8 protein-coding genes are annotated in these 13,459 nt (G+C 31.8%); 4 read left to right on the top strand and 4 right to left on the bottom strand.

Translation table 11 applies throughout. The features are described 5' to 3' along the window. The first annotated feature begins 657 nt into the window (after nucleotides 1-657). Both tkt and LPC16_RS04950 read left to right on the top strand, forming a co-directional pair. A complete protein-coding gene (gene tkt, locus LPC16_RS04955; protein WP_040055121.1) occupies nucleotides 658-2,670 on the top strand; it encodes a transketolase in 2,013 nt (670 codons plus the stop codon). Nucleotides 2,671-3,388: 718 nt separating this feature from the next. Next, on the top strand, nucleotides 3,389-4,783 hold the full coding sequence (locus LPC16_RS04950; RefSeq protein ID WP_229637038.1) for an LCP family protein: 1,395 nt from the start codon (nucleotides 3,389-3,391) through the stop codon (nucleotides 4,781-4,783). 219 nt (nucleotides 4,784-5,002) lie between these two features. Here the strand turns inward: LPC16_RS04950 and argC are convergent, their stop codons facing one another. After that, the gene (gene argC / locus LPC16_RS04945; RefSeq protein ID WP_040055123.1) at nucleotides 5,003-6,061 is read right to left on the bottom strand and encodes an N-acetyl-gamma-glutamyl-phosphate reductase; all 1,059 of its coding nucleotides are present in this window, start codon (nucleotides 6,059-6,061) and stop codon (nucleotides 5,003-5,005) included. A gap of 698 nt (nucleotides 6,062-6,759) precedes the next feature. Between argC and LPC16_RS04940 the strand changes: the two genes are divergently transcribed. Beyond that, nucleotides 6,760-8,313, top strand: a complete 1,554-nt coding sequence (locus LPC16_RS04940) for a YcjF family protein (protein WP_229637037.1) — start codon at nucleotides 6,760-6,762, stop codon at nucleotides 8,311-8,313. 124 nt (nucleotides 8,314-8,437) lie between these two features. Here the strand turns inward: LPC16_RS04940 and gnd are convergent, their stop codons facing one another. Continuing rightward, nucleotides 8,438-9,859, bottom strand: a complete 1,422-nt coding sequence (gene gnd, locus LPC16_RS04935; protein WP_040055125.1) for a decarboxylating NADP(+)-dependent phosphogluconate dehydrogenase — start codon at nucleotides 9,857-9,859, stop codon at nucleotides 8,438-8,440. Between the two features lie 489 nt (nucleotides 9,860-10,348). After that, a complete protein-coding gene (locus LPC16_RS04930) occupies nucleotides 10,349-10,771 on the bottom strand; it encodes a DUF4168 domain-containing protein (protein WP_229637036.1) in 423 nt (140 codons plus the stop codon). Nucleotides 10,772-10,921: 150 nt separating this feature from the next. Here LPC16_RS04930 and rsmH point away from each other — a divergent pair, with 150 nt between their 5' ends. Beyond that, nucleotides 10,922-11,818: a 16S rRNA (cytosine(1402)-N(4))-methyltransferase RsmH gene (gene rsmH / locus LPC16_RS04925; protein ID WP_229637035.1), complete on the top strand. Its 897-nt coding sequence runs from the start codon at nucleotides 10,922-10,924 to the stop codon at nucleotides 11,816-11,818. 314 nt (nucleotides 11,819-12,132) lie between these two features. Here the strand turns inward: rsmH and metK are convergent, their stop codons facing one another. Continuing rightward, nucleotides 12,133-13,380, bottom strand: a complete 1,248-nt coding sequence (gene metK / locus LPC16_RS04920) for a methionine adenosyltransferase (RefSeq protein ID WP_040055126.1) — start codon at nucleotides 13,378-13,380, stop codon at nucleotides 12,133-12,135. Nucleotides 13,381-13,459: the final 79 nt, after the last annotated feature.

Below are 13,459 nucleotides of genomic sequence, written 5' to 3'. Positions count from 1 at the left end.
TAATTATATAATTTCAGGAAAAGTAACTAAGGAGCTTATAATTAGATGGATGGAAACATAATCGTACACCTGTTCTATAATATGTAATATCTTAATCTTATCAAAAATGAATTAACTTTAATAAACTAGAAGTAAATTAAGTGTGAAATATTCAATTTGCTATATTTAATAAATGCATAATTAAAGAGTGTATAGTGAAGGTTTAAAGTTGGTAAATCCTAAAACTTTCTAGATTTTGTATTTAAGTTTTTTTAGATAAAAACCAAGAATACCACGAAAATAGGTTAATATGTAGCTATCCAATAGTATCTTTTTATAATAAATACGCAACAATATAGATTTAGAAATAGTAATAACTTCCTGCTTAAAGATATTTTCTCTGAAACAATTACGATATATACCAAGTATTATTTATTTGCAGAATATATCTTATTAGAAAATGATATTTAATTTTAGTAATCTTTAAAAACAAAATGGTTGATAACTTATTCATCTTAAAGAAAATATAAATATTTCAATAAAATTTTGATTTCACATCTTCCCATCGTTACATTAGAGTGGGATGATAAAGACAAAATCTGGGGTAATTGACAACTGGTAAGTTTTCTACTCCATACCGAATCGTTATTTTACTGTAGTTCATTACTAGAAAAAATTATGATCGCTGCTACCCGGTCGCTCGAAGAACTTTGCATTAACTCTATCCGTTTTTTAGCTGTTGATGCTGTTGAAAAAGCAAAATCAGGTCACCCAGGACTACCAATGGGCGCAGCTCCAATGGCATTTGTCTTATGGGATAAATTTTTGCGGTTTAATCCTAAAAATCCTAAATGGTTTAATCGTGATCGTTTTGTTCTCTCTGCTGGACATGGCAGCATGTTGCACTATGCTTTGCTTTGTTTAACTGGCTATGATAGTGTGACCATTGATGATATTAAGCAATTTCGTCAGTGGGGATCAAAAACTCCTGGACACCCTGAAAATTTTGAAACTGAAGGTGTTGAAGTAACTACTGGTCCTCTAGGACAAGGAATAGCTAATGGTGTTGGATTGGCTCTTGCAGAAGCTCATTTAGCAGCTAAGTTTAATAAACCTGATGCCACCATTGTTGATCATTATACCTATGTTTTATTAGGCGATGGTTGTAATATGGAAGGAATAGCTAGCGAAGCTTGCTCTATCGCTGGACATTGGGGGTTGGGAAAATTGATTGCTCTTTATGATGATAATCATATTTCTATTGATGGCTCTACTGATGTAGCATTCACAGAAGATGTATCCAAACGGTTTGAAGCTTATGGATGGCATGTTCTACATGTAGAAAATGGTAATACTGATTTAGTAGCTATCGCTGAAGCTATTGAGAAAGCTAAACAAGTCACTGATAAACCTACAATGATAAAGGTGACAACTACCATTGGCTATGGTTCTCCTAACAGACAAAACACTGCGGGAATTCATGGAGCTGCTCTAGGCACAGAAGAGATTAATCTCACTCGAAAAAATTTAGGATGGGAGTACGAGCCTTTCGTTATACCTGAAGATGTTCTCACTCATATGAGTAAATCTGTTAAAAGAGGTGCAGATTACGAATCAAAGTGGAATCTTACTCTTAATGATTACAAAGTAAAATATCCTTCAGAAGCTTCTGAGTTTGAACGCTATGTGGATGGTCAAATTCCTCAAGATTGGGCTAAAGTACTTCCAAGTTTCACACCGGAAGACACTGGGATATCCACTCGTAAACATTCTGCTAACATATTGAATTATTTATCTCCTGTCTTACCTGAATTAATAGGGGGGTCAGCAGATTTAACTCATTCTAATTTAACAGAACTTAAAGATTCTGGCGATTTTCAGAAAGGACATTATGAGAATCGTAATGTTCATTTTGGTGTAAGAGAACATGCTATGGGGGCTATCTGTAATGGAATAGCACTTCATAATTCTGGTTTAATTCCCTATTGCGCCACATTTTTAATTTTTACTGACTATGTAAGGGCTTCTATTAGATTATCTGCATTATCTAAAGCAGGAGTAATTTGGGTAACAACTCATGATTCTATCGGACAAGGAGAAGACGGACCTACTCATCAACCAATAGAAACTGTAATTTCTCTTCGTGCCATTCCAGATTTAACAGTCATAAGACCTGCAGATGGAAATGAGTGTTCTGGAGCTTATAAAATTGCTATTGAAAATGCACAGAGTAATTTACCCACTTTGTTAGTATTTACCCGCCAAAATGTACCTAACTTACCTGGAACCTCCATAGAAGGAGTTTATAAAGGAGCTTACACTATACTTGACTGCAATGGAGAGCCTGACATTATTCTTATAGGAACAGGCTCTGAAGTGAGCTTATGTGTATCTGCCGCCGAACAACTGTCAAATACGGGTAAGAAAGTGCGAGTAGTTTCTATGCCTTGTTGGGAACAATTCGAAGCACAAAGTGCAGCTTATAAAGAATCTGTATTGCCTAAAGCCGTAACAAAAAGATTATCTGTTGAGGCAGGAACTAGTTTAGGATGGGCAAAATATGTAGGTCTTGAAGGAGATTCTGTTAGTATTGATTCTTTCGGTGCTTCTGCTCCTGGTAAAGTATGCATGGAAAAATTTGGTTTTACCGTTGAAAATGTTATTGCCAAAGCCAAAATACTTTTAGGATAATTTATAGATCTATTATATTTATTAGGTAAAACCCTCTAAAAACATTAGAGGGTTTTACCTAATAAATATAATTTTATTTGATTATTTAGTTTCTCGTTAAAAGGTACTGTCTGAATATTTACAATTAATTTTACTGTTATTAGCTAATAGTGGAAAAACATTATATTTTTAATAGCTAAAAAAAAATTAATTAGAATGATACTATGAAGCTAGCAAAATTATAATAGTTAACTTAAGGTATAAATTTTATTTTTATATAAATAGAATCTTTATTAATCATAACTTAGTAAGATAGTTGTTTTTAAAATAATAGTCAATATTTATATAATTTTTAGTGCTACTGTTCTATCTATCAAGTTAAATAGAACTACGCCAAAAAATATATTACTATTTAATAATTATTTCTAGAATATAGATTGGTTAATTCTCGTTTATAGCTTAGAGATATTCGATATGAATAAATATTTAGCTTAATTAGAATTAGTAGTATGTATTTACTTTTGATCTATCTAAGTTAAAGTTAAATTATCTTTAAATTTCAAATTGGGCAAAAAATAATTCACAAGAAGTTTGATTTTTTTTTAGTTTTTAAAATGATTGTTATGAAAGGTTATCATTCTAGTCTTAGAAGTTATCATAATTCATAAAACAGTTAAAATTTTGTTTAAAAGCAAGTTTTGAAATATATTCAGACGATATTTAAGGTGTAAAGAAAGCTGTGTCATTTAAGAAAAGTAATCCTAACAATTTATCTCATCAGAAATCTTCTATTAAAAAAAAAGGAGAAAATACCAACTGGTCATTTATGCGTTTAGGACTGATAATGATTAGTATCATATCAGCTAGTATTGGAGTACTAGTTGCTATCTCTTTGTCATCAACACCCTTGCAAAGAAGTTCTTTGACTAAGAATCAGGAAAAGGTTTTTAGTCAAAATGAAGCTATTTCTTATACTAACTTACGTCTTCCAAAATTAAGTCGCCCTGTTAATGTACTTATCTTAGGTACTAAAGTTTTAACATCTGAGATAAATGACAATAAACAAAGAAAAAAATTAGGACATCACGCTTTAGTCAATTCTTTCAAAGGTTTATCTGATACTGTGGTCCTTGCTAGATTTGATCCCATAACTAAAAAATTAAGTATTTTATCTATTCCTAGAGATACTCAAGCAATTATTAGACATGAAATAAGAAAGATAAATGAGGCTAACTATTATGGTGGACCCTCTTTGGCTGCGGAAACTATTAGTAACCTGTTAGGTGGAGTCCCAATAAACCGCTATGTTAGATTTAATATCCAGGGAGTTGAAAAAGTAATTGATGCGTTAGGAGGAGTGAACATTTACGTTCCTAAAAATATGAAATATACCGATCATAGCCAACATCTTTACATTAATATTAAAGAAGGTGAACAACATATAGATGGGCAAAAAGCGGTTTCCTTTTTACGTTTTCGTTATGACCGTTATGGTGATATCGGTAGGGTACAACGTCAACAAATGTTTATGAGAGCTTTAGTTGAACAAGCTTTAAAGCCTAAAAATTTATTAAGAATACCTGAAATATTATCAATTATTAATTCTTATATCGATACTAACTTAACAGTTGAAGAACTAGTAGCCTTATCAGGATTTGCTTCTCAAATACAACGGTCTAATGTACAAATGTTAATGCTTCCTGGTAATTTTAATGGAAATGGTAAACATGAAGTAAGTTATTGGTTACCAGATCATAGTCAAATTAAGAGTATGATTGCAACATATTTTGACTATGGTTCGCTTAACTTAAATGCTAGAGAAACAACCCCAAACAGTCTTAGAATAGCAGTACAGAACAGTACTGAAAATCCCAAGTCAGCACAACAAGTAGCTGATTTTTTAAAGAATGCTGGATATCAACGTACCTTTGTTAGTCATGAATGGCCAGAAAATCTTAATAAGACTCGTATCATAGCGCAAAATGGAGACAGTGTAGGAGCAGCAGCGTTAAGAATAGATTTAGGAATAGGCGAAGTTCTTGTGGAAAGTACAGGTAACTTAGCTTCTGATATTACAATTATTGTAGGTTTAGATTGGGAGAAACATTATCCTAAATCTTTAATTCCTTTGTAAAAAAGACTTCGAAACAAATCATACTAATAGTATGTAGTAGGAAGAGCTTTCCTCTACTATACAATTAGTAAAATAATTTAAGGCAAAATAAAGTTGTATATTTCAAAAGTTTTATCAAAATTAAGATACACAGTTAAATTTTATATACGTTTTCAGTTGTATAAAATTAGCTAGTTTCCTATAAAAATACATCCTCAATTTTTACTGCTCCAATCTATCTTAGGGGTAGAAGCATAATTGAGGTAAGCCAAGTGTTTCTTCCCATCCCATCATAATGTTGAGACATTGTATTGCTTGTCCAGCCTGTCCTTTAATAAGGTTATCAATTGCAGAGAAAACAATTACTCGATCCGTACGTGAATCGGTTTCGATCCCAATGTAACAAAGATTTGTTCCACAGGCCCATTTTGTTTGAGGGTAAACTCCTTTAGGTAGTATCCTAATGAAAGGACAAAAGCGATAAAAAGCTTTGTAAATAGTTAGTAAGTCATCACGTACTAATCCTGGATCCCTAAGACTTGCATAAACAGTCGACAGTATTCCTCTAACCATAGGTACTAAGTAGGGAGTAAATTGAACTTTGACCTCATGACCAGTCAAATCACAGCAAATTTGTTCTATTTCTGGTGTATGGCGATGTCTAACCACATTGTATGTGCCAAGTGATCCTTCTGCCTCAGCTAACAATAAGTTCATCTTAGCTTGTCTACCTCCCCCAGAAGTTCCTGACTTTGCATCAATAATGATGGTTTCTGGAAGTATTAAACCTTGTTTTAGGAGAGGTGATAAAGCTAGCAGACTAGCTGTAGGATAACATCCAGGACATCCAATTAGTGAAGTTGACTGTATATCAGTACGATATAGTTCTGGAAGACCATAAACAGCAGAATTTGCAGTTTCTATGTCATTACGTTTTTTATTGTACCAATAACTATAAACCTGTAAATTTTTAAACCGGTAATCTGCTGATAAATCAAAAACTTTACAACCTTTAGAAAGTAGCTTAGGAGCAAGGTCACAAGTATAGCCATTAGGTAAACCTAAAAAAACTACTTCGCAACGAGAAACAATTAAATCAATATCAATAGGTTCTATAACTAAATCAATTTCGTGTCCTAAATGCGGATATACTTCAGCATAAAATTTTCCAGTACTTTCTTTTCCACCTAAATAGACAATTTCAACTAAAGGATGTTCTTGTAAAAGCTTAACTAGCTGTATTCCTCCATATCCAGAAACACCAACAATTCCAACTGTTGTTCGTTTTAATTGAGCCATATTTATAAAATTTCTATATTTTCTAACTAATTTTGAATATTAGTCGAATTGTAGCCCTCAAATATGATTTTTAATCAGCAGTTCCTATAAAATTAACTTAATTAATAAAAAATCTATCTAATTATATTGATATTTATAAACAAAAATTAAATACATACAATTAGTATATGAGAAGATAGGAATCGATATAGTTTAATAGTTGACGTAATAGTGCAGCTTTCGTGATGAATCTATAGTGTTACTTTGTAACTTAACTATGTGATTCATTAAATTAAAGTTAATAATAAATACAAATTACTTTGAAAATAATTATTTAAATTATTTTCAAAGTAAACATATAGAATCGTAATATTTATAGTGGAATTTTATATGCTTTAATGGTTTTAATTTTTATAAATTTATTATTTATTAAATAGAATTGAAACCCTACTATAAATTATAGTTATCCATAATTCAATATTGTTCAGTATCGATAAATTTAAAAATTAATTTACATAAGGTAAGATTAAGTTAAGCTTAAAATATTAGAAAGAATTATATTATTCTGATACTCCAACAAGCCTTGACCTCAAATGTAATTTAGTAATGTACCTTAAATTATATTTAGCTTTATGTGATTTACTTTCTCTGAAAAATCAGGAGGGTAATTATTTTAATAATTTAGTTTGTTTTATTGCTAGCTAGCTAATATGCTCCTTATGCCTTTTCATCGTTTAATTATCTTAATTTTTGGGTTAAGTTTAATTCTTGGATTAATTATCTGGCTGGTCAATTCTATTTACCAACTTTACATACAAATTTCTTTTACTGCTCCGCTACTAGCTAATATTCTAATATTTCTAATAACAGGAATATCAGGATTTCTGATTTATGCCTTAGTACACTACTACAATAAACTCTTCTTTAGAAAATCTAATTTCAAGCATAAAATTAACCATTTGCCTAAATTTAAAAATAGAAAACAAAATTCTTTAGAAGATGTAAGAATTGTTCTCAACCAAGTAAAAAGTATTAAAGACAAAGTTGCAAAACAATCTCTGCTAAAGCGTTCTAAAGAAATTAAAAATGATTTAGATAGACAAGAATTTAAAATTATTATTTTTGGCAAAGGTTCTGCAGGCAAAACATCTCTTGTAAATTCTTTAGTTGGTGAAGTAATAGGTCAAGTAAATTCTTCTATGGGAACAACTAAAATTGGAATAAGTTATCGCATTAAATTAGAAGAGTTATCTAATAAAATTTTGATTACGGATACTCCAGGTATTCTAGAAATGGGATCTGGAGGGGAAAAAAGAGAAATGTTGGCAAAACAGTTATCTATACAGTCAGATTTACTACTATTTGTCGTAGATAATGATTTATCTGAATCTGAATATCAATTTTTAAAATTCATTAATAGTTTTGGTAAAAAAGTTTTATTAATTTTTAACAAAACAGATCTTTACTCTAAAAAAGATAAAATCAAAATTTTAAATAGCTTAAGAAATAAAATAAAAGAATTTACTTTTATAGAAGATATAATCTTAACAGCTGCAAACCCTCAAAATAGACAGTTAAAGGCAAGGCAAAAAGTAAATTTATCAGCTGACATTAATATCTTAACTAAAAAGATTGTCATGATTATCCAAACAGAAGGACAAGAATTAATTACCAAAAACATTCTTATAAAATCTCAACGTTTAGGGGAGGAAATGTCTCAGATTATTAATAAACAAAGAAATAAACAAAGTAACAAGATAATTAATCAATATCAATGGATGACAGCAGGTATTGTGATTGTTAATCCATTACCTTTTTTTGACATGTTAGCAACGGCAGCAGTTAATACACAGATGATAGTCGAAATTGGACAAGTTTATGAATATAAGTTAAGTAGTGATGAAGGGAAAGAACTAGCGTTATCTTTAGGAAAAACTTTAATAGGTTTACAAATAACGAAAGGAGCTGTTGAAATTTTAGGAAGAATATTACAACTAAATATATCGAGTTATCTCGTAGGAAAAGTTTTGCAAGGCTTAACAGTAGCCTATCTAACACGTATTGCAGGACAAAGTTTTATTGAATATTTTTATCATAATCAAAGCTGGGGTCAAGGAGGCATTGAAGAAGTAGTACAACGAAATTTTCAATTGAATAGACAAGATGTGTTTCTTAAAACTTTTATAGAAGATGCTATTTTCAAAATTGTGAATCCTTTAACAGATAATTTAAAACAAATAAATAAAAAAAAATTAGATAAAGATGAATGGTAATCTAAAGCTTATAGCCACATACTATTAAATTAGTTTATCTATATCAGTATTTAACTCCTATAAATAAAATCCCTTTTTATTTATAAAAAGGGATTTTATTTATAAGTCTATATTAAAAGAAGAATTATGAAGCCCACTCAGTGTGGAAGAATTCTCCTCTAGGTTTATCGATACGCTCATATGTATGAGCTCCAAAATAATCCCGTTGTGCTTGAGTTAAATTTTGAGGTAGATCTGCACGGCGATAACTATCAAAATAGTCTAAAGAGGCACTAAAAGCGGGAACTGGTATTCCTGCTTGACTGGCTAATACAAGAACTTCACGCCAAGCATCTTGACGATCTAGTATAGTTTGCTTAAATTCAGGAGCTAAAAGTAAATTAGGTAAGTTTGGATTATCAACAAAAGCTTTCTTAATTTTATCTAAGAAACCAGCTCGAATAATACAACCACCTTTCCAAATACGAGATGATTCTGGTAAGCTTATCTCGCCATTGTAATACTCCTTAGAAGCTTTAGCAATTAAAGCCATTCCTTGAGCGTATGAACATATTTTAGAGCAATAAAGAGCATCTCTTACTTTATCAACAAACTCACTAACATTTCCTTTAAATTCGGTAGTAGAGCCAGTTAATTGTTTCGAAGCGGATACTCGTTCGTCTTTATAGGAGGACATTACTCGTGCATTCACAGCTGCATACATTGTAGGTATGGGAACTCCTAATTCTAAAGAAGTTACTATCGTCCAACGACCTGTACCTTTTTGTCCAGCAGAATCTAAAATTAAGTCAAGAAGGGCCTTGTTACTTTCTGGATCAATATTTTTGAAGATATCTGCAGTAATTTCAATTAAGAAAGAATTAAGCTCATCAGTAGTATTCCATTTAGCAAATACTTCATGTAATTCTTGATTATTGAGTCCAAGTGCATTTTTCATAATGTCATAGGCTTCTGCAATCAACTGCATATCGCCATATTCAATTCCATTGTGAACCATTTTGACATAATGCCCCGCTCCACCAGGACCGACAAATGTAACACAAGGACCATCATCAACTTGCGCTGCAATCTTAGTTAGAATAGGCTCTAATTCTTGATAAGCAGCTTTGGTACCTCCAGGCATTAGACTAGGACCCTTTAATGCACCTTCTTCACCACCACTAACACCCATACCAACAAAACCAAGTCCTGTTGATTCTAAATATTGAGTACGACGTTCGGTATCTTCAAAAAGAGAATTACCACCGTCGATAATCATATCTCCTTTCTCTAAAAGGGGTTTTAAATCTTCAATAACAGCGTCAACAGGTTTCCCGGCTTTAACCATTACTAAAATCTTACGAGGATGTTCTAAAACTTTTACAAACTCTTCTAATGAATAGGCCGCCTTAACATCTTTGCCCTGGGCCCGAGTTTTCATGAATTCTTCTGTTTTACTTGCTGTGCGGTTATAGACAGCAATTGGAAAACCACGACTTTCAACATTAAGGGCGAGGTTTTCTCCCATCACCGCTAAGCCAATGACACCAAAGGTTCGCTTTGTCATACAATTCTTACTCACTCTACGGGTTATCTAGATTAGGAAAATTACAATTATATTTTACTATTAAAGTGTTTTTCAGTAACACCAGTGATAAGTGTAAACTTTACTCTTCCTAAATATGTATTCTCTAAATATAATCTTAATTAATCTTACGAAAAAATTATTATTGATATCAAGATTTCATTTGATTGTTAAATTTTGAAAATTTTTAATAAATCTATACGACATTTATTAAAAAAATAATTTAGATCAGAGTATTTTGTTAAAACTCTTATCTTTGGATATCTTTAAAGTATCTCGATTAAATAAATCGTCTTAGGCTAAAGATGTGAAACAAAATCTTTCTTTTTTAATCAAATAGATTCTAGATTTTTATTTTTCCAAAATTAATATTTTGTAATTCATAAAAATTATTGTTGTAAGTATAAAAAATATGCTTTCTTTTATGTTTTAGGAATGATTAATATTAGTAATTTCTTATTATTATCTTGATTAAGGCAGTCTAGCTCGAATCATAGCATTCTGAATTCTTTTTCTTAGAGTTGTATCTTTTTGTGCTTTTTCAGTTATCCTATTAAATCTATTAGAAGATAAACCACTATCTTGAGCTATCTTCTTAGACAAATTACAAAACTTAACTGCTATAGTTTGAGCTTGATTAGGTAATTGCTTTAGAGTGTCTGACTGGTCACAGCTAATTTCTTGTGGTAAACCTTCTGTTATTTCTTCAATTTTCTGATAAGCAATTTGGCGCTGATCCTCAATTTTTAGAACAATTTGGGCATAATTAGTGATATCTTTGTCACTAAATCTAACGACTGACTGCGAGGGAGAAGAAGAAACAGTTGAGGCTAAACTACATCCGTAAAGAATACCAAGCAGTCCTACTAGGCTAGACATAAGAAAACGGGGCAAAATCCTGTTCAAATTTAAAAAACAAAAGTGAACAAACACCATACGTTGAACCGTCAAATTCATAATGATAACTGGATCTCCGCGGAATTTCTTTTTTTTTGAATTATTTTGAGTGTTATAAGTTCCTGATAACTACTAAAAAATTTCGTTATGATAAATATCACACAAATTGAAAAACATTTTTTTTCTGACGTCCATATACCTGTACTATCTAAAGAACTTATAGCAGGTTTGGCTATTAAACCTGGTGGTAAATACTTAGACGCTACTCTTGGAAGGGGAGGACATAGCAGTTTAATTCTAAGTACTTTTCCTGATGTTCAAGTTGTTGGTATTGATTTAGACAATGATGCAATTTTAAATACTAAAACTAATATGTCTTCTTCTGTGAGACAACGTTTACAAACATGGGCAGGAAATTTTGTAGATTATCCAGGAAAAGCTGGAGAGTTTGATGGTATTATTGCTGATTTAGGTGTCAGTTCTCCTCAATTAGATAATCCAGAACGAGGATTTAGTTTTCGTCATGAAGCTTCCTTAGATATGAGAATGAATCGCCAGCAGTCTCTCACTGCGGGGGAAGTTATTAATCATTGGAATGAAACGACCTTGGCAAATATTTTTTATCAATATGGAGAAGAAAAACGCTCTCGTTCTATTGCTCGTTATTTAGTAGAAAATCGTCCGTTTTTTACTACTACTGATTTAGCTTCAGCAATTTCTAAAGTATTTCCTTCCAAGTATCGTTATGGGCGTATTCATCCAGCTACTCGGGTCTTTCAAGCTCTACGTATTATTGTTAATGATGAGCTTACTTCTCTGGAAAAATTTCTTGAAGAGTCACCTTCTTGGTTAAAAACTCAAGGAAATATTGGAATTATTAGTTTTCACAGTCTTGAAGATCGTATTGTTAAGCACACTTTTCGCAATTCATATTTACTTGATGTGATAAATAAAAAACCTATTATTCCTACACAAGAGGAGAAAAAACATAATCGACGCTCCCGTTCTGCAAAATTGAGGTTTGCAAAACGAAAAGATCTTTAACAAACTATGAGCACACTATATGATTTTAAACCTGTAAAACTTAGATTTTTCTATATTTTTTTGAGATAGTTTTTATCTAAATAAATCTAGTGTACATAGCTACTTAGTATCCTTTTTCATAAATAGATTAAACTATATAGAATATATGCTAACTATGAAACATACTAATTATTTCCCAGTTTTAATTGTATTAATCATTAATTTATTTATGATTAATACAATTAAAGCTTTGATTGTATTAAGAAAGTTATGATGACTATTTGATTATTTTATAAATAAAAGAAGAATTAAATAGTCGCGATAATCTAAAGTTACTAAACATTAATGGCAAAAGCCTGATTTAACATAGCTGCTTTATCAGTTAATTCCCAAGGTAGATCTAAATCATCTCTGCCAAAATGTCCATACACTGCCGTATCCTGATAAAAACGACCATTTCTTTCCAAGGGTAACTGACATAATCTAAAGTTTTGGATAATACCTGCAGGACGTAATTCAAATAATTCTTTAATAATTTCTAACAGCTTTGTTTCATCTACTTTACTGGTCCCAAACGTATCTATAAAGATACTGACTGGACGAGCTACTCCAATAGCATAACTAACTTGAACCTCACATTTATCCGCCAGACCTGCGGCTACAATATTTTTCGCTACATAGCGGCAAGCGTAAGCTGCAGAGCGATCCACTTTAGTAGGATCTTTTCCAGAGAAGGCTCCTCCACCATGGCGGGAATAGCCACCATAAGTGTCTACAATTATTTTACGACCAGTCAGGCCTGCATCACCTTGAGGTCCACCGATAACAAATTTTCCAGTAGGATTGACTAAAAAACGAGTGCTGTCTGAGGATTTAATATTAAACTCTTTGAGAACCGGTAATATCACTGTATCCCATAGATCAGACTTTATTTTATTCTGAACATCATTATTGTTAGTTAATAAACCAATAGTTTCGTCATGTTGAGTGGAAATGAGAATAGTATCAATTCCTACGGGGATACCATCTTCATAGACTATAGATACTTGTGTCTTTCCATCAGGACGTAAATAGGGTAGTTCACCTATTTTACGGACAGTAGCTAAACGACGTGAAAAACGATGAGCTAAAGATATTGGTAAGGGCATTAATTCGGGAGTCTCGTTACAGGCATAACCAAACATAATCCCTTGATCACCTGCCCCAATTTTATCTAAATCATCATCACTAGACGATTTTCGCTGTTCATGAGCTTGAGTCACTCCTTGTGCAATATCGGCTGATTGTTGATCTAAAGCCACTAAAACTGAACAACTATCTGCAGAAAACCCATTATCGGCATTAGTATATCCAATCTCTGCAATTTTTTTACGTGCTAGTTCAACAAAATTGATATTAGCCTGAGAGGTTATTTCTCCAGTGATTAATACTAACCCCGTGTTTACTACCACTTCGGCCGCTACCCGGCTTTGATCATCATGATGAAGTAGGGTATCGATAATGGTATCAGATATTTGGTCACAGACTTTATCAGGATGACCTTCAGTAACAGATTCAGAAGTAAATAGGTAACTACGAGACAATGTTTCTTACCTCTCTAAATAGTAATGTAAATTAAGTTTTTATTAAAGCACAATCATACACTTTAAGCTTCGAATTAGG

This window comes from cyanobacterium endosymbiont of Braarudosphaera bigelowii (assembly GCF_020885515.1).
Taxonomy (GTDB): Bacteria; Cyanobacteriota; Cyanobacteriia; order Cyanobacteriales; family Microcystaceae; genus Atelocyanobacterium; species Atelocyanobacterium thalassa_A.
This window is presented reverse-complemented; position numbering and strand designations above follow the sequence as displayed.

Bases quoted from the DNA above. Each gene is read 5' to 3' on its own strand.
- tkt (WP_040055121.1), top strand. From the start codon at position 658: ATGATCGCTGCTACCCGGTCGCTCGAAGAACTTTGCATTAACTCTATC.
- argC (WP_040055123.1), bottom strand. From the start codon at position 6,061: ATGGCTCAATTAAAACGAACAACAGTTGGAATTGTTGGTGTTTCTGGA.
- LPC16_RS04940 (WP_229637037.1), top strand. From the start codon at position 6,760: ATGCCTTTTCATCGTTTAATTATCTTAATTTTTGGGTTAAGTTTAATT.
- gnd (WP_040055125.1), bottom strand. From the start codon at position 9,859: ATGACAAAGCGAACCTTTGGTGTCATTGGCTTAGCGGTGATGGGAGAA.
- rsmH (WP_229637035.1), top strand. From the start codon at position 10,922: ATGATAAATATCACACAAATTGAAAAACATTTTTTTTCTGACGTCCAT.